The organism is Streptomyces sp. NPDC058240 (assembly GCF_042882135.1).
GTDB lineage: Bacteria > Actinomycetota > Actinomycetes > Streptomycetales > Streptomycetaceae > Streptomyces.
Map to the genome: position 1 here is coordinate 216625 of NZ_JBHVWT010000008.1, position 20273 is coordinate 236897.

Here is a 20273-nt window from a genome sequence, read left to right on the forward strand (position 1 = left end):
GCCGCCCGCCCGGACACCCCGGCCGGGCGGCCGTTCGCGTGCCGCGTCGTCAGAACTCGTCCGCGATCACACCCACCCGGAAGGCGGCCCACTCCGTGGCCGTGAAGCACAGGGGCGCGCGGTCAGGGTTCTTCGAGTCGCGGACTGCTCGCCCACCGCCGGGCAGTTCGGCGATCTCGACGCACTCGTGTTCGCCAGCGCTGGCTGATGACTTACGCCATATGGCGTCGGTGAGGTCGATCTTGTACAGCTGCGCCTTGCTGTCCTTCACTCGCGACTTCTCTCTTCCATCTGTCCGATCAGTGCCAAGGTATCGTCCATCGAAAGAGCCGCGGCGACAATGCGTTCGAAGGCATCGGTAAAGGTTCGGACCTCGTCAGCGTCTTCTACGTAGGTCGCTCCGATCAGGTTCTCCAGAGTGACGACGTCCGGCATCGTGCCAGGGAAGTTGGCCAGGGTGAAGCCGCCGGCACCTCCCGGATGAGGTGTAGCGGCTAACGGCATGACCTGCACCGTCACGTTGGGCATCTCGGACAGGTCCAACAGCCGACGAAGCTGCTCCCGCATGGTCGCGGGACGCGCGGCGAAGCGCTGGTGCAGCACCGCTTCGTGGATGACTGCCCAGACCTTGAGCGGCCTCTCCGGTCGTGTCAGCACCGCCTGGCGTGCCTGGCGTACTTCGGCGAGAGCGGCCACTTCCTGAGCCGTGCGTGTGGTGGCGTTGGCTGCAATGGTCTCGCGTGCGTAGGCGGCGGTCTGAAACAGCCCGGGGATGACCAGAGGTGCGTAGGCGCGGATGCTCTCCGCGTCGGACTCCAACGAGATGTAGTCCGCGTACGACGGAGCTACGACGTGGTTGTACGTCTGCCACCACCCTCGTTTGCGCGCATCCTTGGCCAAGTCTTCCAGCGCAGCGACAACGTAGGCGTCCGTCATGCCGAACACCTCGAGCAGGGGCGCCACTTCAGCGGGCCGGATGTATCCGACCGCATTTTCGATGCGCGACAACTTGGGCGCGATCCACCCCATCGGCTTCGCTGCGGCGTCGAGACTCAGCCCTGCGTCATTTCGATAGCGGCGCAGGGCTTCCCCAAGGCGACGACGTCGGACGGTCGGTACAGGGCGCATGTTCGGCATGGCTGGAGTTTGGCACCCCGTCAATCTGCAAGTCCATGGGAACGAAGTAGCTATCACTCGATGTGGGTAACAACATTGCGAGTGTGCATGTGAGTCATCCACTCTGGAGACATTGCCGACCCGCCAGGCATCAGCCGAATCGGTGGCGGCTCAAGTCGCAAGGAGGCCCTGTGCTCAACCCCCTCGCTCAGATCGCCCCGGCCGCTGCCCTCGGCCACTACCTCACCCCCACCTCCACCGGTTTCGCCCTCCACATGTCCGCCTCCCCGCGCAATCTCCGCGCGGTCCGAGGGCTCACCGAGGCGACGCTCATCAGTGCGGGCGTCGCTCCCGACCTCGTCGACTCCGCCCAGCTCGTTCTCTCCGAGCTGTACGGCAACGCCGTTCATGCCTGCGGCGAGTTCGTCCCCCTGGTCGCCGAGGTCGAGTCGACGCACGCCGGCGTCTGGGTCCGGCTCCACGACCCCGACCGGATGCGCCTCCCGCACCGCTCGGGAGTTCAACTCGACGACCCTGGAGCTGAATCCGGCCGGGGGCTGCCCCTCATGGACTACTTCGCGCCCGGCTGGGACGTCACGCTGACGCCCGTCGGCAAGCAGATCTGCTGCCTGCTCCGGCATGGTCGCGCTTGACGGCACATGCCTCCAACTAACACACAGCTGTGCGATTTGACCGAGTGTCAGTCTCACGGGGTAGTCTCCCGATCACGCCGGGTTGACCGTCAACTTGCGCGACGGCGTTGTTGGTTGGGGAGATGGTGGATGGTCGGGCGAGGAGTGTCACCGGCAGATCACCAGCAGAAAGAGATCCGAATAGCTCTCAAGCGGCTTGTCGCCGAAGGCTGGACGCTGCGCAAGGAGGCCCACTGGGGCCGCCTGTACTGCCCCTGCGTCGGACGTAGCTGCACCATCATTCCCGTGCCCGGCACGGCAGCGAATCCGGGGCGCACGGCGCTCCGCCTCGTACGGCGCGCGAATCTCTGCCCGCTCCCCGAGGGTGACCCGCGCCGTACCCACGGAGGGGGCGCTGTCGTTTGACAAGCGATTCCCTGTTGTCGTTTGACAACGCATGGGGGCTGGGTAAGTCTGCCTCGCAGGGGTGGCGCGCCCTGGCGCGAAAGCTTGGACGGGCACGGACAAAGAGGGTTGAGGGCGAAATGGAGTACGAGTTTCTCTTTGTCGTGGATGGTGTCGGCGTGGACGACGATGTTGCGGTCGGCATCATCTTCGACGAGTTCGACGGGCTGCTCACCCGGCACCGGGACAAGTGCCTGCTCGATCTGGCCGAGTCCGGAGACAGCGCCGTGGACGCCGCTCACCGCCTGGTCGTCCGGCTGGGGGAAGAGCTGCCCCAGCTGAGGCTGCTGCGGCTGGACCCGGATCTGGTCGGTGTGCCGGACATCGCCGAACGTACCGGCCGCACCCGGCAGAACGTCCTCCAGTGGGTCAACGGCGAGCGGCACACGGACGCAGGCGCGTTCCCGGATCCGGAAGGCACGGTCGGGCGCTCGCTCGTCTGGCGCTGGGCCGAGGTCAATGCCTGGCTGGCGGGCATCGGAGGACAGGTGGGCGATATGGGGGCGACCCGGGAAGACGCCCTGTACATCGACTTCATGCTGCCCCGCTGGCAACAGGCGCTGGCCGAGGGCCTGCCGATCGTGCGGTTCGTGCACGCACGGGACGACGATCGCTCCGACGACCGTGCCGATGTGGCGCGGCTACTGGACGGCACACTTTCCGCCCCGGGATGGCTGGAGTCGATCTCCGCGTTTCCCCGGGCCGTACGGCAACGGCTGACCGTGGTCTGCGCCGTGCTGCCCGACCGGCTGAGCGATGTGGTCGCACGGATCCGCCAGGACGAGAGCTGGGTGATGCTCGCCTTTCAGGGCAAGCAGAACGAACTGCGTCTCATGCCGGTTGCCGCGCGAGATGTACCGGGGGCGCGGCCCGTATCGGAACTGGACCTGGGCGATGACGCCACCGTCGGTGATCTGTTGCTGGTCACCGTGAACGGTGCCGTACAGCCGACCACTCCTGTCGCCCTCGGCTGAACACCGTAGAGAACGCCCTTGCGGGGCCCACGAAAGGAATCCGTGCCCACCGCCTTCGAGATCAGCGCCCGCGCAGTACGTCAGGCCGCGACCGTCCTCGCCGACCACCTCCAGGACGGCCTGCCGTTCCGCGAACTCCGGCCGCTGATCCACGCCGCGGACCCGACGCTCGCGCAGGACTGGCAAGCTCTCGGCGCCGCGGTGACCACCGATATCGACCGCAACCTCAGCTTCACGGCCACCACTCTGACCAAGGCGGGCTGGCTGACACGGGCGAACCGCACCTGGCGGCTGACCGGCCTCGGCGTCGAGGCCCTGCACGCCTACCCGGAGCCGGGGACGTTCTTCTCCGAGGCCGGCACTCGGTACGCCCACTGGAGGGCCGGGCGTCTTTACTTCGATGCCGCCGCCAAACTGCTCTCCGAACTGCCCGACGACCGGTGGGTGAGTATCGAGGACCTCGCGGCCGAGTACGAGATCGACCCCGAGGCCCTCGCCGCCTGTCTTCAGGGCACCAGGCCCGAGGGCTGGCATCTCGCGCTCTCCCCCGATGGTGAGGCAGGTTTCGGCACCACGCTGCTAGCGACCGAGATCGGGGCCTGGCGCACCCTGCTGGAGCGCGACGAGCTCTACGACGAAGCCGCCTCCAGCATCGACACCGTACGGGCACTGCCCGGCAAGCGGCTCACCGCCGAGGAGATCACCGCGCTCGTGCTCGGGGAGGAACCCGGGCAGGACAGCATCCCTCAGCGGCCGCGCAGAGTGTGGATCATCAGAGGTACGGATGCCGGGGGCGCCAGCCTCATCCGCAGCCACTGGCGTGACGAGGGCGTGGTGACCCTGTCGGCCGACCGGCTGCCGGCCCTCGCCCAGGGCGCCGGGCCGCAGCGGGTCCGCAAGGCTGTCGACGATGCCGACTCCGGGGCCACCGCTGCCCAGCGCGACCGCCGCGCGGACGAGCTGCACACCTTCCTCTCCCGGATACAGGAGGGGGACATCGTGGTGTGCACCGACGGCCCCAAGGCGTATCTGGGCGTGGTGCGGGGCCCCGCCGTCTATACGGACCCGCTCGAGGACGCGGCCCACTTCGCCCGATCGGTCGCCTGGCGGAACCTCGACGCGCCGCTCGACTTCGTGCGCGACCTTCCTGCCGAGCTGACCGGCCGGGTCGCCGACGCGGACGCGCGGATCGTCGACATCAGCGAATTCGCCTCCCGGCTCGAGCCGCTCGTCGGGCCCGAACCGGAGCGCGCCGCACCCCCGCCGGACATCACGGCGGAGATTCCCGATGCCACCGGGGAGCTGGCTGACGGCCTCTTCCTGGGCAACGCCTCCTGGCTGCAGGAAAGTGTCGAACTTCTCCGGGGTAAACCGCAGCTGATCTTCCACGGCCCTCCGGGTACGGGAAAGACCTACACCGCCCTGGCCCTCGCCCGCCATCTGACCGGCGGCAGCCCCAACAACGTACGACTGGTGCAGTTCCACCCCGCTTACACCTACGAGGACTTCTTCGAAGGGTTCCGCCCCCGGCTCCCGAAGAAGAAGGCGTCCGACGGCCCTGCCGAGAAGCGCGAGCGGGACGCCGACACCTCGACGGGCCTTGTCTTCGATCTCGTCCAGGGCCCGCTGCGCAGGCTCGCGGACGCGGCCGAGGAACGCCCTGCCGAAGTCTTCGTCCTCGTCATCGACGAGATCAATCGCGGCAACCTCGCCAAGGTCTTCGGTGAGATGTACTTCCTGCTGGAGTACCGCAAGGAGTTCGTGCACCTCCTCTACGGATCCGACGAGGGCCGCGGCTTCCGGTTGCCGCCCAACCTCTACATCATCGGCACCATGAACACGGTGGACAGGACTGTGGCGTTGATGGACGCGGCGATGCGCCGCCGGTTCTCGTTCATGGAGCTGCACCCGGACGTTCCGCCTCTCACCGGCCTCCTCAGCCGCTGGCTCACCGTGAATCAGCACCCGCAGGACGCCGCGCTGCTGCTCGACGAACTCAACCGCCGTATCGCCGAAGGCCCGGCGAACGACCGGGACTTCCGCGTCGGGCACTCGTATCTCATGCAGTCCATGGCCCACAGCAGCCCACAGGCCATGGACCTCATCTGGCGCAGCCAGGTCATACCGCTGCTCACCGAGTACCACTGGGGCGACGGGACCGACATCGAGGAGACGTACGGCCTGGCCGGCATCAGGGAACACCTCGGGTTGCAGTCCGGCGGCGGTGCATGACGAGGGAGGAGCACGTACGGCTCCGCGAGGGGGACGCGTGGTCAGAATGGCCGTTGTCCCCGGAGCAGGTGTGGGAGCTGGACCGGTCCGAACTCGTCGACGTGGGGGCCACGGGCCGTGCGGGCACGTACCGCTTGCGTGCCAGGGACCGGGTGGGGGCCGTCCGGCTCGGGCGCGGCTCCGGCCGGGTCCGGCTGTCCATCGAGCCCAAGATTCCGGTCGACCGGCTCATGTACCTCCTCGGATACGCGCCGAGCCGGCTCCATTGGCAGGACCAGCAGGTCGACGCGGTGGCCCGCGCCGACCTCTTGCCCGCCGTCGCGCACGCGTTCAACCGCGCCGCTCGGCGGGCTCTGCGAGCGGGCCCGCTGTTCGGTTACCGGGAGACGGATGACACTCTGCCGGTGCTGCGCGGCCGGTTACGGGCCTCCGCCCAGCTGAGCAGGCGCCCGGGGCTCGTGGTGCCACTGGAAGTGACGTACGACGAGCACACCGTCGACATCGCGGAGAACCGGCTGCTGCTCGGCGCGGCCCGCAGGTTGTTACGGGTCCCGGGCCTGGAGTCGCGCCTGCGCGCCGAACTGCAGGGATTCGCCGCACAACTGGACGGGGTGAATTCTCTCGTCCCCGGGGCGCCCGTGCCCGCCTGGCAGCCGAGCCGCCTCAACCAGCGCTACCAGCCGGTACTCGCGCTGGCGGCATTGATCCTGGGTGGCGCTTCCTACGAGTTCGAGGACGGACGCAACGTTTCCGTCGACGGCCTGGTGTTCCGGATGTGGCAGGTCTACGAGGACTTCCTGGGCCGGGCGCTGGGCGAAGCGCTGGTGAGCGCCGTAGGCGGTCGGGCGGAACCCGCGGACCGCAATCACCACCTCGCCGTCGGCAGGCGCCACGTCCTGAAACCAGACCTGGTCCACTACCTGCCCGGCTCCACAGGCGTACCCGGGCCCGCGATCGTGGTGGATGCCAAGTACAAGCGTGGCTTCCGCCGCGAGGACCTGTATCAGATGCTTGCCTACTGCGTACGTCTCGGGCTCGACGACGGCCACCTCGTGTACGCAGGCGGTAGACCGGGCGTCGTACGCGTACCGGTGCCGGGCAAGGAGATCAGGCTGCACAGACACGTCCTGGACCTGAGCCTGCCGCGGGCGGAACTGAGCAGTCGCGTCGACGCGCTCGCGGAAACGCTCGCGCGGGCACTGCCATGAGCACGGGCCGACATTGTAGGTACAATTTCGGAGTGTAAGTACTTTCTTGGCCGCATGCTGAAGGGAGCCCCGCCCCCGATGAGCGCAATCTCCGTCCGAGAGTTCTCGTACAACCCGAGCGCCGTCTTCGCCCGCGTGGAGAAGGGGGAGGCGGTCCAGGTCACCCGGCACGGCAAGGTGATCGCCATACTGCTGCCCGGCTCCGGGGTGACATCCCGGTACGCGGACCTGGTGGCTCAGGGGAAGATCCGGCTCAAGGCCGCGACCACCTCGGACCTCGACCACTTCCCGCGCTACGACCTTCCCTCAGGCGCCCCCGATCCGCTGGAGCTTCTCCTGGCCGAACGCGAGGAGGACGACCGTTGATCTACATGGATTCCTCGGCGCTCATCACTCTGCTCACCGGCAGGCCGGGTGCCGCCGAGCTCAGGACATTCCTGTCCGACCGGCCCGGACTGCCCTTGGCTACCAGCACCATCGGCATCGTCGAGACCGTCCGGCAGCTCGACAAGGCCGGATCATTCCCCAACGCACTGTCGGATCTGGACGGGATGGTCACCGAGATCCTGCTGACGGAAGAGGTCCGGGATCTGGCCACCAGGGTCTCCGGGGCCCTGAGATCCCTTGATGCCATTCATGTCGCGAGCGCGCTCGTCATCGGCGGAGCTCTTGACTCCCTGGTCACGTACGACAAGCGCATGCTCGACTCAGCGAGGGGAGAGGGCCTCTCCGCGCATGCGCCCGGAATGGCGGAATGAGGCCGGGCCGGGTGCCAACTGTAGGAACTCCACAGCGCCCGGGGGAAGGCGCTGTCAGGGGCCGATTGCTCGTGGAGCACCTGGTACCGATAGGTTTTCGAGGTACCAGACCGCTATCGAAAGGGTGATCCGTTGAGCCGCTCGGTTCTCGTCACCGGAGGAAACCGGGGCATCGGCCTCGCCATCGCCCGCGCTTTCGCCGACAACGGCGACAAGGTCGCGATCACCTACCGCTCCGGCGAGCCGCCCGCGGCGCTCACCGAGGCCGGTGTTCTCGCGGTCCGTTGCGACATCACCGACGCGGAGCAGGTGGAGCAGGCCTACAAGGAGATCGAGGAGAAGCACGGTCCCGTGGAGGTGCTGGTCGCCAACGCCGGTATCACCAAGGACCAGTTGCTGATGCGGATGTCCGAGGACGACTTCACGTCCGTCGTCGACACCAACCTCACCGGCACCTTCCGTGTCGTCAAGCGCGCCAACCGCGGCATGCTGCGCGCCAAGAAGGGCCGCGTCGTCCTCATCTCCTCCGTCGTCGGGCTCCTCGGCTCGGCCGGGCAGGCGAACTACGCCGCGTCCAAGGCGGGTCTGGTCGGCTTCGCCCGGTCGCTGGCCCGCGAGCTCGGTTCTCGGAACATCACTTTCAACGTCGTCGCGCCCGGTTTTGTCGACACCGACATGACGCAGGTGCTCACCGAGGAGCAGCGCAAGGGCATCGTGTCCCAGGTGCCGCTCGGCCGCTACGCGCAGCCCGAGGAGATCGCCGCCGCGGTGCGCTTCCTCGCCTCCGACGACGCGTCGTACATCACTGGAGCCGTCATCCCCGTTGACGGCGGATTGGGCATGGGTCACTGATCACCATGAGCGGAATTCTCGACGGCAAGCGCATCCTCATCACAGGTGTGCTGATGGAGTCGTCCATCGCTTTCCATGCCGCGAAGGTGGCCCAGGAGCAGGGCGCCGAAGTCATCCTGACCGCGTTCCCCCGGCCCACGCTGACGGAGCGCATCGCCAAGAAGCTGCCGAAGCCGGTCAAGGTCATCGAGCTGGACGTGACCAACACCGAGCACCTGGACCGCCTGGAGGGCCTGGTCCGTGACGAGCTCGGCTCGCTCGACGGCGTCGTCCACTCCATCGGCTTCGCGCCGCAGGACGCGCTCGGCGGCAACTTCCTCAACACCCCGTTCGAGTCCGTCGCCACGGCGATGCACGTCTCGGCGTTCTCGCTGAAGTCGCTCGCCATGGCCTGCAAGCCGCTGATGAGCGAGGGCGGCTCGATCGTCGGCCTCACCTTCGACGCGCAGTTCGCCTGGCCGCAGTACGACTGGATGGGCCCGGCCAAGGCCGCGCTGGAGGCCACCTCCCGCTACCTCGCCCGCGACCTGGGCAAGGATGACATCCGCTGCAACCTGATCTCCGCCGGACCGATCGGCTCCATGGCCGCGAAGTCCATCCCGGGCTTCACCGAGCTCGCGGACGTCTGGAACACCCGCTCCCCGCTGTCCTGGAACATGGCGGACCCGGAGCCGGCCGGTCGCGGCGTCGTCGCGCTGCTCTCGGACTTCTTCCCGAAGACCACGGGCGAGATCATCCACGTCGACGGTGGCGTGCACATGATGGGTGCCTGATCTCGTACGACAGGCTCTGACACAGCCGCGTACCGCCTCCTAGCAGGCGGTACGCGGCTGTGTCGTGTCCGCGCCCGGCTCCGGCCCGCTCAAGTCGAAAAGATGGTCGATCCACCGCAGAATGTGGTGAACCGGACTTCGGGTCGGGCTACGGGGAGGAGGTCGCCATGCGCTCCACACGTCGCCGGACCGGGATACTGCTGGCGGCCTCCATAGCCGTCGCCGGACTCGCCGCCCCGGTGGGGATATCCGTGGCGGGGCGGGTGGGAGCCGGGGCATCCACCCCTGACGCTCCCACTTCTGACCCCGCCGGATCCGAATGCCGTACGTCGGTCCGGGGCTCCCGGGTCGTCGCCTACTGCCACAACCCGTACCCCTCCACCGACCGCGTGCAACTGCACACCGAATGCCGCCGCTGGTGGGACATAGATGCCGACGCCCCCCCGGTCGACGTGGGCCCCGGGCGGACCGTGCGGCTCGACGACCGCTGCTGGAAGGAAGTCGGCTCCGTCTGGGTCACGCACCGGGTGCAGGGCACGGTCTAGGCCCTGTCCACCAGACAGCTCAGCGCATGGCCCGCGGCCTCGGCCGCCGCCGTCTCCCCGTCCCCGGCCCGGATCGCCTCGACCAGCCTGCCGTGGTCCATGTGGTTCTCCGGCCGCAGCTCATGACCGATGTCGCCCCTGAGGTAGTCGCGCAGCAGATCGCCCAGGTCGGCGTAGAGGCCGGTCAGCACGTCGTTGTGCGAGGCCGCGACCACGGCCAGGTGCAGCGTCGCGTCCGCCGCGACGAACGCCTCGGCGTCACCCGCGGCCCAGGTCTCCTCCCGGCGCGCCATGAGCGCGTCCAGCTGCTTCAGATCCCGCTCGGTGCGCCGGGCGGCGGCCAGCCTCGCCGCCGACGACTCCAGGGTGGAGCGCAGCTCGGCGACATGGCGCGGATCGGCGGAGGCGAAGCGGCGGTGCATCACCCCGGCCAGCTCGCTGGTGGCGACGACATAGGTGCCCGAACCCTGCCGGATGTCCAGCAGCCCGTTGTGCGCGAGGGCGCGCACGGCCTCCCGGACGGTGTTGCGGGCCACCCCCAGCTGCTCCACCAGCTCGGGCTCGGTGGGAATGCGTGACCCCACGGGCCACTCGCCCGAGGTGATCTGATTCCTGAGCTGGGCAATCACCTGGTCGGCGAGTGCCGAACGCCGCGGAGACGTCAGCGCCATGGTGCTCCTTGGTCGGGTTGCTGGGGTGATGAGTCGGGTTGCCGGTGCGATGAGGGGTGACGGGAGTTGCTGTCGTTGCTGTGCCTGGAGCGAATGGTCTCAGAGGGACCCTCGCGTGATTGGACAATCAATCATCCCATGATTCTATGATGGGCCTCATGCCCGACGACGAGACCCGGACCCTGAGCCCCGCCACCACGGTGGACGCCCCCGAGAAACCCACGACCACGCAGACCCCGCAGGACCCGCGGACGGCACGGACCGCCGACGGGCCCTCTCCCTGGCTGCTCCGGCTGGTCGTCGTCGGGCTGGTCCTCACCGCGCTCAACCTCCGCCCCGCCATCACCAGCCTCGGCGCCCTCCTCGAAGAGGTACGGGACGGGCTGCACATGAGCGGCAGCGTCGCCGGCGTCCTCACCTCCGTACCGCCGCTCTGCTTCGCGGTCTTCGGCATCATGGCGCCGCGCCTCGCCCGCCGCTTCGGCGCGGGGGCGGTCGTCTGCGCCGGGATGATCGCCATCACCGCCGGTCTGGTGATCCGGCCGCTCGTCGGCGGGACGGCCGGCTTCCTCGCCGCGAGCGCCCTCGCCCTCATGGGCATCGCCGTCAGCAACGTCCTGATGCCGGTGATCGTCAAGCGCTGGTTCCCGGACCGGGTCGGCTCCATGACCGGGCTCTACTCGATGGCCCTGGCCCTCGGCACCTCGCTCGCCGCCGCGGTGACCGTGCCCATGACCAGCGCGCTGGGCGGCAGCTGGCGGTTGGGACTCGGCGTCTGGGCCGTGCTCGCCGCCGTCGCGATCCTGCCCTGGATCCCGGTGGTACGGGACCGGCGCGGCGCTCCGGGGCAGCCCGCCGCCCAGCACCCGGACACCCCGGCCCTCAGGATCACCCGCAGTCGTACCGCCTGGGGCCTCGCCTGCTTCTTCGGCCTGCAGGCCACCGCCGCGTACATCACCATGGGATGGATGCCGCAGATCTTCCGCGACGCCGGGGTCTCGGCCGGCACGGCGGGTGTGCTGCTCGCCGTGACCATGGCGATGGGCGTGCCGCTCGCCTTCGTCATCCCGAGGGTCGCGGCCCGGATGAAGAACCAGGGCCCCATCGTCGTCTTCCTAGGCAGCTGCGGCCTCATCGGCTACGCGGGCCTCTACTTCGCACCGGCCGGCGGGGCCTGGGCCTGGGCGCTGCTCCTGGGCATCTCGAACTGCTCCTTCCCGCTCGCCCTGACCATGATCGGCATGCGCTCGCGCACCGGCGCGGGAGTGGTCCGGCTGTCGGCGTTCGCCCAGTCCGTCGGCTACCTGATCTCGATCCCTGGACCGCTGCTGATCGGTGTGCTCTACCAGCACAGCGGCGGCTGGGAGCTGCCGATCGCACTGATGGCGGGCCTGATAGTGCCGCAGATGGCGGTCGGGATCCTGGCCGGGCGGGACCGGACGATCGAGGACGAGTGCTGAGGTGCGAGACTGGGGCCATGTCTCCTGTGCTCGACCCGAATCCCCAGAACGGTCAGAAGAAGCTCCTCGTCGTACTCGGCGCGATGCTGCTGATCACCGTGATCGTCGCGGTGATCGCCTCGATCGCGTCCCCCTGAGCCGCGCGGCCGGGGTCGCCGATGGTGGGGATAACCCCCGCGTCCCCTAGGGGGCCAGGGTCAGGGTGAAGTGGGTGGGTCGCCGGATGGGGCCCCCGGCCCCGGATCCGTAGGTTTTCGGTATCAGTACCGATGACCCACGGAGGCGGACATGTCGGCCCGAACGCACACCCGGACCACCCACCCGGCCACGGGCAGTGTCGAGGTGCGGCTGCCGTGGTGGGCCATCGCGCTGCCCGCGCTCGCGTTCGCCGCACTGCTGCTGCTGATCGTGGGACCCGGCGAGGCGCACGCCGCGACCACCGACCCGGCGATCAGCCGGTTGCTCGCGCGAATCACGGCCCTGGTGACCGGCTGACGGTGCCCGCGCACCCCGCGCAGGCCCTTCAACACCCTGCGCCGGGCGGCACATTTCGTGCGAAGCTGAGGTGTATGAGCGTCGATACACCTCGCAGGATCGTCCTTCTCAGGCATGCAAAGGCGGAATGGTCGCAGGATTCCGACCACGAGCGGCCGCTCGCGGAACGTGGCCGCAAGGATGCCCCCGTCGCAGGCCGCAAACTCGTCGACTCCGGGATCGACCTCGATCTGGCCCTCTGCTCCACCGCCACCAGGACACGCGAGACGTGGAAGCTGGCCGTCCATGAGATGCCGCACCGCCCCAGGACGGTGTACGAGGAGCGGCTGTACGAGGCGTCCCTCGGTGAGCTCATCGCCCTGATCAACGAGACCCCCGACGATGTGCACGACCTCCTGGTCATCGGCCACAACCCCGGCATGCACGCGGTCGCCGACGCCCTCTCGGAATCGGCCGAGGGCGACGCCCTGACCCGGATGACCCGCGGCGGTTTCCCCACCGCCGCGTTCGCCGTCGTCGAGTTCACCGGCTCCTGGAAGGGCGTGGAGCACGGAGTGGGCAGGCTGGTCGAGTACTGGACGCCCAACGACTGATCCCGCTGTCTTACGAGCAGGGCCCCGGTGCGGAAAGCACCGGGGCCCTGTTTCGTATGCGCGAGCGCGTCAGTGCCGGTACGTGCGAGCGCGCAGCGCCTGTATGCGCTCAGTGCCCGTACGCGTGAGCGCCTCAGTCGACGAGACCGTCGGCGGCCTCGACCTCCTCGCGGGTGATCCCGAGCAGATACAGCACGGTGTCCAGGAACGGCACGTTCACCGCGGTGTGCGCGGCCTCGCGGACCACCGGCTTGGCGTTGAAGGCCACCCCGAGCCCGGCGGTGTTCAGCATGTCCAGGTCGTTCGCACCGTCACCGATCGCGACGGTCTGCGCCAGCGGCACCCCGGCCTGCGCGGCGAAACTGCGCAGCAGCCGGGCCTTGCCGGCCCGGTCGACGATGTCGCCGACGACCCGGCCCGTGAGCTTCCCGTCGACCACTTCCAAGGTGTTGGCAGAGGCGAAGTCGAGCCCGAGCCGTTCCTTCAGGTCGTCGGTGACCTGGGTGAACCCGCCCGAGACGACACCCACTTGGTAGCCGAGCCGCTTCAGCGTACGGATCAGGGTGCGCGCGCCCGGCGTCAGCCGCACCTCGGCGCGCACCTTGTCCACCACCGACACATCTAGCCCGGCCAGCAGCGCCACCCGTGCGTGCAGCGACTGCTCGAAGTCGAGTTCGCCGCGCATCGCCTGCTCGGTCACCTCGGCGACCTTGTCCTCGCAGCCCGCGTGAGCGGCGAACAGTTCGATGACCTCGTCCTGGATGAGCGTCGAGTCGACGTCCATGACGACCAGCCGTTGCGCCCGGCGGCTCAGCCCGGCCGACACCACCGCGACATCGACACCGATGCCGGCCGCCTCCGTCGCCAGTGCGGTCCGCAGCTCCTCGGTCCCGGTGCCGGACACCGCGAACTCGACTGCCGTGACCGGGTACTTCGCGAGCCGGAAGATCCGGTCGATGTTGCCGCCGGTGGAGGTGATCGTGGCCGCTATGGCGGCGGTCGACTCCGCGGTCAGCGGGTGCCCGAGCACCGTCACATGGGAACGCCCGTCGCCACGCGGCCGGTTGTCGCCCGTACCGGAGATGATCTCGGCCTGAAGTCTCAGCGAGTCGGCCCAGCTGTGCACGGTCGCCCGCAGGTCGCCCTCGGTGGTGTCGCCCACGGTCGGGGCGGTGACCAGCGCGCACAGGACGATGCGGCCACGGGTGACGACCTGCTCGATGTCGACGACATCGACCGAGTAGGCGGCGAGGGTGTCGAAGAGCCCGGCGGTGATGCCGGGGCGGTCCTTCCCGAAGATCTTGACGAGAAGGGTGGGTGTGTCGGTGCCCCGACGGGACTCAGGGGGCTCAGGGGACTCAGGAGACGAGGAGGACCGAGGTGGCTGAGATGCGCTCATGGTGCTTCCACCGTATCGGTCCGCTCCGAGGCGCCGAAGGTCCGTCCCGAGGACCGGACAGCGCGTCGGCCCCGTACCCCCGCCCGGAGCACACGCGTGGTGACGGACCGCGCGCATCCGGATCCGTCCGGTGGCCGGCGGAGGGAATACGGGCGTTCGGGCCGTCCTGGATGTCCCTTTTGCTAGCGGTTCGCGTGCACTCGGGGTACTTACCGCGTACTGCTCCCTCTATTCGTGTCAGCACCGTAACGATGCAGGTCTCGGCAGGGTCTTCACCCCGCCCGACTTTCGTATCCGGGACTGCTCCTGGAATAGTTCCTCACGATGTTCAGCATCCCTAGGCTCCCTGTGACGGGGGCAATTCGGGGGACAACTAGTGGGGCGCGGAGTGCCGGAACTCGTACTGGAATTGAATGGAAGGACCTGGACGCTCGATCCGTCCAGGTCGTACACCCTCGGGCGCGATCCGCAGGGCGACCTGACGATCGACGACGCCAGGGTGTCGTGGCGGCATGCCACGATCAGCTGGGGGGGCCGGAGTTGGTTCATCGAGGACCACGGCAGCACCAACGGCACCTATGCGCAGGGCAGCCGGATCCAGCAGCTGGAGATCGGCCCCGGCTCCGTCGTACATCTGGGCAATGCCACTGACGGCCCGCGGCTGAGCATCACCGCCGCGGCGGGCGCCGATGTGTACAGCGGGCAGGGCGCGGGCGCCCAGCAGGCCCCCGCCCAGCCCCAGCAGGGCGGCCCCGGCTGGCCAGGCCAGCAGGCACCCGCTCCGCAGCAGCCGCAGCCGCCGCAGGGCTGGCAGCAGCAGGCCCCCCAGGGCCCGCCGCCGCAGCAGCCCGCGCAGCCGCAGGTTCCGCAGCAGCAGGGCATGGCGAGGACCCCCGGCGCGGGCGGTCCCGGCGGGGCCGCGGGGGCCCCGCCGGTGTACGGCGACCGCAGTCCGACCACGTTCCACCGGCTGGACCTCGGCCGCGTGATGCGCATCGGCCGTGCGCTGGAGAACGAACTGGTCGTCTCCGACCTCCAGGTCTCGCGCCACCACGCCGAATTCCACGCGACCCCCGACGGCCGCTTCGAGATCCGTGACCTCGGATCCCACAACGGCACGTACGTCAACGGTCAGCCGCTCCACAAGTCGGGCTCCGCGCTGATCGGGCCGAACGACATCGTCGGTGTCGGTCACTCGACCTTCCGCCTGGTCGGCGACCGGCTCGAAGAGTTCGTCGACACCGGTGAGGTCTCCTTCTCCGCCCGCCACCTCACGGTGACGGTCGATGGCGGGAAGCAGATCCTCAAGGACGTCTCCTTCGGCGTCCCGGAGAAGTCGCTCGTCGCGGTCATCGGCCCGTCCGGCTCCGGCAAGTCCACCCTGCTCAAGGCGCTCACCGGCTACCGGCCCGCCAACCAGGGCGACGTCCTCTACGACAACCGGAACCTGTACAAGCAGTTCGCTGAACTGCGCCAGCGCATCGGTCTGGTCCCGCAGGACGACATCCTGCACAAGGAACTCACCGTCACCAAGGCGCTCAAGTACGCGGCCAAGCTCCGCTTCCCCGCGGACACCACCGAGGCCGAGCGCCAGGCCCGGATCCTCGAAGTCCTCGCCGAGCTCAAGCTCGACATCCACAAGGACAAGAAGGTCACCTCGCTCTCCGGCGGTCAGCGCAAGCGCGTCTCCGTCGCCCTGGAGCTGCTCACCAAGCCGTCGCTGATATTCCTGGACGAGCCGACCTCCGGCCTCGACCCGGGCATGGACCGCGATGTCATGCAGTTGCTGCGCGGTCTGGCCGACGACGGCCGCACCGTCCTGGTCGTCACGCACTCCGTCGCCGAGCTGGCGATCTGCGACAAGCTGCTGGTCATGGCGCCGGGCGGTTCCGTCGCCTACTTCGGCCCGCCGGAGGAAGCGCTCAACTTCTTCGGCTACACCACCTGGGCCGACGTCTTCTCCGCGTTCGAGAACTACCGCGACTACGACTGGTCGGGCCGCTGGCGCGGATCGCAGCACTACCAGATGTACGCCGCGGACATCGACGCCGTCGCCGCACAGTCCGTACACATGCCGCCCCCGCAGCAGATGCGCCCGCCGAAGCCGCAGAGCTGGTCGGCCCAGCTGTGGACGCTGATGCGCCGCTACGTCTCGGTGATCGCGTCCGACAAGGGTTTCATGGGTCTGATGGTGATCCTGCCCGCGGTGCTCGGCGTCGTCAGCGTGGTCATCCCGGCCAAGTTCGGCCTGGCCCCGCCGGACCCGCCGTCCCGGTTCAACAGTGCCGCCGGAACGATCATGCTGATCCTCGCGGTCGGCATGTGCTTCTCCGGTGCGGCCAACTCCGTACGAGAACTGATCAAGGAACGCGTCATCTACGAACGGGAACGGGCAACCGGCCTGTCCCGCTCCGCCTATCTGATGTCCAAGGTGATCGTCCTCGGAGTGATCACCGCCATCCAGGGCGTCATCATCTGCGGCATCGGCTTCGCCACCCGCGAGCTGCCGGCCGAGGGCCTGATCATGCCGCCGGCCGTCGAGATCTGCCTGACGATCATCGCCCTCGGCTTCACCTCGATGATGTTCGGCCTGGTGATCTCCTCGCTGGTGAAGACCGCCGAGAAGACCATGCCGCTGCTGGTCATGTTCGCGATCGTCCAGGTCGTCTTCACCGGCATCCTCTTCCAGGTGTACGGATCGCCCGGCCTGGAGCAGTTCGCCTGGCTGATGCCGTCCCGCTGGGCCATCGCCGGCGCGGGCACGACGCTGGACCTCTCGCACCTCATGGCGCCGTGGGACCCGAAGAACCCGACCGATCTGGACCCGCTGTGGGAGCACTCGGCCGGTCAGTGGGGGATCAACATCTCGGTACTCCTGCTGCTCGGCATCGTCTGCGGCGTCGTGGTCGCGCGACTGCTGCGCCGCCACGAGCCGGAGGTCATGCGCAAGTAGGCACCGGACGCATACGCCGAAGGGCGGCACCCCGCGCGGGGTGCCGCCCTTCGGCGTATGCGGATGCTGTCCGGCCAGGTGTTCCGCCGGTCAGTACGCGCTGTTGACGTTGTCGATCGAGCCGTACTTGTCGGCCGCGTAGTTGGCCGCGGCCGTGATGTTGGCGACCGGGTCGTAGATGTTCGACGAGGTGCCGGGTACGTGGTACGCGCTGAACGTCGGCTGGATGACCTGGAGCAGGCCGCAGGACGGGGTGCCGTTCTGGGCGTTGACGTCCCAGCCGTTGACCGCGTTCGGGTTACCGGTCGACTCACGCATGATGTTGCGGTGCAGACCGTCGTACGAGCCGGGGATGCCGTGGGCCCGCATGATGTCCAGGGCCTGGTTGATCCAGCCGTCCAGGTTGTTGGCGTAGACCGGGGTGCGGGCCTCGGAGCGGCTGGCGGCCTGCGTCTCGGAGCGCTTCGCGACGACGGCCTCGGCCTTCACCTTGGCGGCGGCCCTGGCCTTCGCCTCGGCCTTCGCCTTCGCCTGGGCCTTGACCTCGGCGGCCTTGGCGGCCTTGGCCTTCGCGGCGGCGGCCTTCTTGGCCTTGGCGAGGTCGGCGGCCTTCACCAGCTTCTCGGCGGTGGAGTGCTGCTCGATGATGCTGGCCTGCACGGCCTTGGCCTGCGGAGTACCGGCAACCGACGAGAAGACCACGGGGGCGGCGGACACGGGGGTCTCGGCCTCGGGCTTGGGGTCGGCGTTGGCGGGGACGAGCGAGAACGAGAGCGCGGCGGCGGCCATGGCGGAGATACCCGCGACGGAGAGCTTCTGGGTCTTGTTCAGGCGACGACGACGGCCGGGGATGCTGGACACGGACATGCAGACTTACCTCTTCGTATTGCGGGAGTCCTCACGGAGGACGAAGACGGGAAGCGGCGTTTCGCATCTCCGTCGGGGACGAGTGCAATTCTTAGCGCCAGCAAAATCTGGTGGCAAAGGTGTGACGTACGAACCCCGGTAGTGGATCGGGATCCCGCTCGAACGTGTCGGGCCGCGCTCATGACCACTGATGTGGCGCTTATGTGTCCACTAGCGGGCTTCGTAAGTGACGTGGGTCCTATGCGCGGCCTCACATCGGCCCGGTAACAACCTGACCGACCGTTGCGTCAGCAATCCGGAGTGTCAGATTCCGGCTCTGGGGCGGCCGCGCGACGCGGTCGCCGCTCCGGTGCGCGGGCGGCCGGACCTAGGCCCTGCGCCCTAATCCCCGGCCGTCCACAGGCCGATACGGCGTTCGGACCCCGCCGGTACGGTGAGGCCATGAGCCATCGCCCACCGTCGGGTCTCGCAGCCGTGAGCGCCGCGCTGCTCGCCATGAGCCGGCATCTCGAAGTACGCGACGTCCTGAAGACGATCGTCGCCTCGGCCCGCGAACTGCTGGACGCCGAGTACGCCGCCCTGGGCGTCCCCGACGACCACGGGGGCTTCGCCCAGTTCGTCGTCGACGGCGTCAGCGACGAGCAGTGGAAGGCCATCGGTCCGCTGCCCAGACAGCACGGCATCCTCGCTGCGATGCTCCACGAGGCGAAGGTCGAGCGCCTCGCCGATGTCCGCAAGGACCCCCGCTTCGAGGGCTGGCCCGCCGCACACCCCGACATGTCCGACTTCCTAGGCCTGCCCATCAGGGACGGCGAGGAGATCATCGGCGCGCTCTTCCTCGCCAACAAGCGCTGCCCCAAGCCCGAAGGCAGCTGCGGCTTCACCGCCGAGGACGAGGAACTGCTGGCAATCCTCGCCCAGCACGCGGCGATCGCCCTGACCAACGCCCGCCTCTACGAACGGAGCCGGGAGCTCACCATCGCCGAGGAGCGCTCCCGGCTCGCCCATGAGCTGCACGACGCGGTCAGCCAGAAGCTCTTCTCGCTGCGGCTGACGGCCCAGGCGGCCACCGCCCTGGTGGACCGCGACCCGGCCCGCGCCAAGGGCGAGCTCCAGCAGGTCGCCGCGCTCGCCGCCGAAGCCGTGGACGAACTGCGCGCCGCCGTCGTCGAGCTGCGCCCCGCGGCACTCGACGAGGACGGTCTCATCGCCACCCTCCGCACCCAGATCCAGGTCCTGGACCGGGCCCACACGGCCCGGGTCACCTTCGAGAGCCTGGGTATACGGGCCCTGCCCGCCGCACAGGAGGCGGCGCTGCTCCGGGTCTCCCAGGAAGCCCTGCACAACGCACTGCGCCACTCCGGGGCGGAACACGTCGATGTCACGCTGGCCCGGCACGGCAGCGGCACGCTGCTGCGGATCACCGACGACGGCGGCGGCTTCGAACCCGCGGCGACCCGGCAGGCGGGCCGGCATCTGGGCCTGGTGTCGATGCGGGACCGCGCGAACGGCGTGGGCGGAAGGCTCACCGTTGAATCGGCGCCCGGCAAGGGCACCACGATCGAGATGGAGGTACCCGGTGGCTGACAGGATCATCAGGGTGCTGCTGGTCGACGACCACCAGGTGGTCCGCCGCGGTCTGCGTACGTTCCTGGAGATCCAGGACGACATAGAAGTGGTCGGCGAGGCTGCCGACGGCGCCGAGGGGGTGGCCAGGACCGAGGAGCTCCGCCCCGACGTCGTCCTGATGGACATCAAGATGCCCGGCACCGACGGCATCGAGGCCCTGCGCAGGCTCCGCGAGCTGGAGAACCCGGCCAAGGTCCTCATCGTCACCAGCTTCACCGAGCAGCGCACCGTGGTCCCCGCCCTGCGCGCCGGAGCCTCCGGTTACGTGTACAAGGACGTCGACCCGGACGCCCTGGCCGGCGCCATCCGCTCGGTGTACGCGGGCCACGTCCTGCTCCAGCCGGAGGTCGCGGGAGCCCTGCTCGCCCAGGAGGACCCGGGCAGCGGTACGGGCCGGGGGAGCACGCTCACCGAACGGGAACGGGAGGTGCTGGGCCTGATCGCCGACGGCCGTTCCAACCGCGAGATCGCGCGGGCGCTGGTTCTCTCCGAGAAGACCGTCAAGACACACGTCTCGAACATTCTGATGAAGCTGGATCTCTCGGACCGGACCCAGGCGGCGCTCTGGGCCGTCCGCCATGGGGCGGCGGGCTGACCGGCAGCGAAGCGGACCTTCCTCTTCTGGATTGAGATTCATACTGTCGGGTGGAT

The 20273-nt window shown here is 68.9% G+C and carries 21 protein-coding genes; 16 read left to right on the forward strand and 5 right to left on the reverse strand.

Translation table 11 applies throughout. The annotated features are described in order from the left end of the window. Nucleotides 1-49 precede the first annotated feature (49 nt). Together ACFVX4_RS17250 and ACFVX4_RS17255 are read right to left on the reverse strand one after the other, a co-directional pair. The gene (locus ACFVX4_RS17250) at nt 50-271 is read right to left on the reverse strand and encodes a DUF397 domain-containing protein (protein WP_389977503.1); all 222 of its coding nucleotides are present in this window, start codon (nt 269-271) and stop codon (nt 50-52) included. Continuing rightward, nucleotides 268-1137, reverse strand: coding sequence for a helix-turn-helix domain-containing protein (locus ACFVX4_RS17255; protein WP_389977506.1), 870 nt, complete (start codon nt 1135-1137; stop codon nt 268-270). Before ACFVX4_RS17255 ends, ACFVX4_RS17250 begins: the two co-directional genes overlap by 4 nt. Nucleotides 1138-1307: 170 nt before the next feature. On the opposite strand from ACFVX4_RS17255, the gene ACFVX4_RS17260 reads away from it, so the two are divergent. The 9 genes from ACFVX4_RS17260 to ACFVX4_RS17300 all read left to right on the forward strand — a co-directional run bounded on the left by ACFVX4_RS17260 (nt 1308) and on the right by ACFVX4_RS17300 (nt 9555). After that, nucleotides 1308-1769, forward strand: coding sequence for an ATP-binding protein (locus ACFVX4_RS17260; RefSeq protein WP_389977509.1), 462 nt, complete (start codon nt 1308-1310; stop codon nt 1767-1769). 563 nt (nt 1770-2332) lie between these two features. Beyond that, nucleotides 2333-3187, forward strand: coding sequence for a helix-turn-helix transcriptional regulator (locus tag ACFVX4_RS17265; protein WP_389977512.1), 855 nt, complete (start codon nt 2333-2335; stop codon nt 3185-3187). 42 nt (nt 3188-3229) lie between these two features. Further along, a complete protein-coding gene (locus ACFVX4_RS17270; protein ID WP_389977515.1) occupies nt 3230-5419 on the forward strand; it encodes an McrB family protein in 2190 nt (729 codons plus the stop codon). Beyond that, complete coding sequence (locus ACFVX4_RS17275; RefSeq protein WP_389977518.1) at nt 5416-6627, forward strand: McrC family protein; 1212 nt, start codon at nt 5416-5418, stop codon at nt 6625-6627. Before ACFVX4_RS17270 ends, ACFVX4_RS17275 begins: the two co-directional genes overlap by 4 nt. Nucleotides 6628-6705: 78 nt before the next feature. Further along, nucleotides 6706-6993 carry a type II toxin-antitoxin system Phd/YefM family antitoxin gene (locus ACFVX4_RS17280; protein ID WP_389977521.1) on the forward strand — a complete coding sequence of 96 codons (288 nt, stop codon included), beginning with the start codon at nt 6706-6708 and terminating at the stop codon, nt 6991-6993. A 5-nt stretch (nt 6994-6998) separates the two neighbouring features. Then, on the forward strand, nt 6999-7385 hold the full coding sequence (locus ACFVX4_RS17285) for a type II toxin-antitoxin system VapC family toxin (protein WP_389977599.1): 387 nt from the start codon (nt 6999-7001) through the stop codon (nt 7383-7385). A gap of 132 nt (nt 7386-7517) precedes the next feature. Beyond that, nucleotides 7518-8237, forward strand: coding sequence for a 3-oxoacyl-[acyl-carrier-protein] reductase (gene fabG / locus ACFVX4_RS17290; protein WP_266421169.1), 720 nt, complete (start codon nt 7518-7520; stop codon nt 8235-8237). Between the two features lie 5 nt (nt 8238-8242). Continuing rightward, a complete protein-coding gene (gene fabI, locus ACFVX4_RS17295) occupies nt 8243-9010 on the forward strand; it encodes an enoyl-ACP reductase FabI (protein WP_389977524.1) in 768 nt (255 codons plus the stop codon). 167 nt (nt 9011-9177) lie between these two features. Then, entirely contained in the window at nt 9178-9555 is a 378-nt protein-coding gene (locus ACFVX4_RS17300) for a hypothetical protein (RefSeq protein ID WP_389977527.1), read from the forward strand. On the opposite strand, the gene ACFVX4_RS17305 is transcribed toward ACFVX4_RS17300, so the two are convergent. Continuing rightward, complete coding sequence (locus tag ACFVX4_RS17305; protein WP_389977530.1) at nt 9552-10226, reverse strand: FadR/GntR family transcriptional regulator; 675 nt, start codon at nt 10224-10226, stop codon at nt 9552-9554. The two genes, ACFVX4_RS17300 and ACFVX4_RS17305, sit on opposite strands and share 4 nt — an antisense overlap. A 158-nt stretch (nt 10227-10384) precedes the next feature. Between ACFVX4_RS17305 and ACFVX4_RS17310 the strand changes: the two genes are divergently transcribed. From ACFVX4_RS17310 to ACFVX4_RS17325, 4 genes are all read left to right on the forward strand, one after another. Continuing rightward, complete coding sequence (locus ACFVX4_RS17310; protein WP_389977533.1) at nt 10385-11686, forward strand: CynX/NimT family MFS transporter; 1302 nt, start codon at nt 10385-10387, stop codon at nt 11684-11686. A 26-nt stretch (nt 11687-11712) separates the two neighbouring features. Further along, the gene (locus tag ACFVX4_RS17315; protein ID WP_093539771.1) at nt 11713-11823 is read left to right on the forward strand and encodes an SGM_5486 family transporter-associated protein; all 111 of its coding nucleotides are present in this window, start codon (nt 11713-11715) and stop codon (nt 11821-11823) included. 151 nt (nt 11824-11974) lie between these two features. Continuing rightward, the gene (locus ACFVX4_RS17320) at nt 11975-12181 is read left to right on the forward strand and encodes a hypothetical protein (RefSeq protein WP_266421181.1); all 207 of its coding nucleotides are present in this window, start codon (nt 11975-11977) and stop codon (nt 12179-12181) included. A 74-nt stretch (nt 12182-12255) separates the two neighbouring features. Then, on the forward strand, nt 12256-12774 hold the full coding sequence (locus tag ACFVX4_RS17325) for a SixA phosphatase family protein (RefSeq protein WP_389977536.1): 519 nt from the start codon (nt 12256-12258) through the stop codon (nt 12772-12774). A gap of 133 nt (nt 12775-12907) precedes the next feature. Here ACFVX4_RS17325 and serB read toward each other — a convergent pair whose 3' ends face one another. Then, nucleotides 12908-14173 (reverse strand): phosphoserine phosphatase SerB, encoded by a 1266-nt coding sequence (gene serB, locus ACFVX4_RS17330; protein ID WP_389977539.1) that lies wholly within the window; start codon nt 14171-14173, stop codon nt 12908-12910. Nucleotides 14174-14549: 376 nt separating this feature from the next. Here serB and ACFVX4_RS17335 point away from each other — a divergent pair, with 376 nt between their 5' ends. After that, nucleotides 14550-17126, forward strand: coding sequence for an FHA domain-containing protein (locus ACFVX4_RS17335; protein ID WP_389977541.1), 2577 nt, complete (start codon nt 14550-14552; stop codon nt 17124-17126). A gap of 90 nt (nt 17127-17216) precedes the next feature. Here ACFVX4_RS17335 and ACFVX4_RS17340 read toward each other — a convergent pair whose 3' ends face one another. After that, nucleotides 17217-17993 (reverse strand): transglycosylase SLT domain-containing protein, encoded by a 777-nt coding sequence (locus tag ACFVX4_RS17340; protein WP_389977544.1) that lies wholly within the window; start codon nt 17991-17993, stop codon nt 17217-17219. 441 nt (nt 17994-18434) lie between these two features. Here ACFVX4_RS17340 and ACFVX4_RS17345 point away from each other — a divergent pair, with 441 nt between their 5' ends. Both ACFVX4_RS17345 and ACFVX4_RS17350 read left to right on the forward strand, forming a co-directional pair. After that, complete coding sequence (locus tag ACFVX4_RS17345) at nt 18435-19580, forward strand: GAF domain-containing sensor histidine kinase (RefSeq protein WP_389977547.1); 1146 nt, start codon at nt 18435-18437, stop codon at nt 19578-19580. Further along, nucleotides 19573-20217, forward strand: coding sequence for a response regulator (locus ACFVX4_RS17350; RefSeq protein ID WP_389977550.1), 645 nt, complete (start codon nt 19573-19575; stop codon nt 20215-20217). Before ACFVX4_RS17345 ends, ACFVX4_RS17350 begins: the two co-directional genes overlap by 8 nt. The last annotated feature ends 56 nt before the right edge of the window (nt 20218-20273 follow it).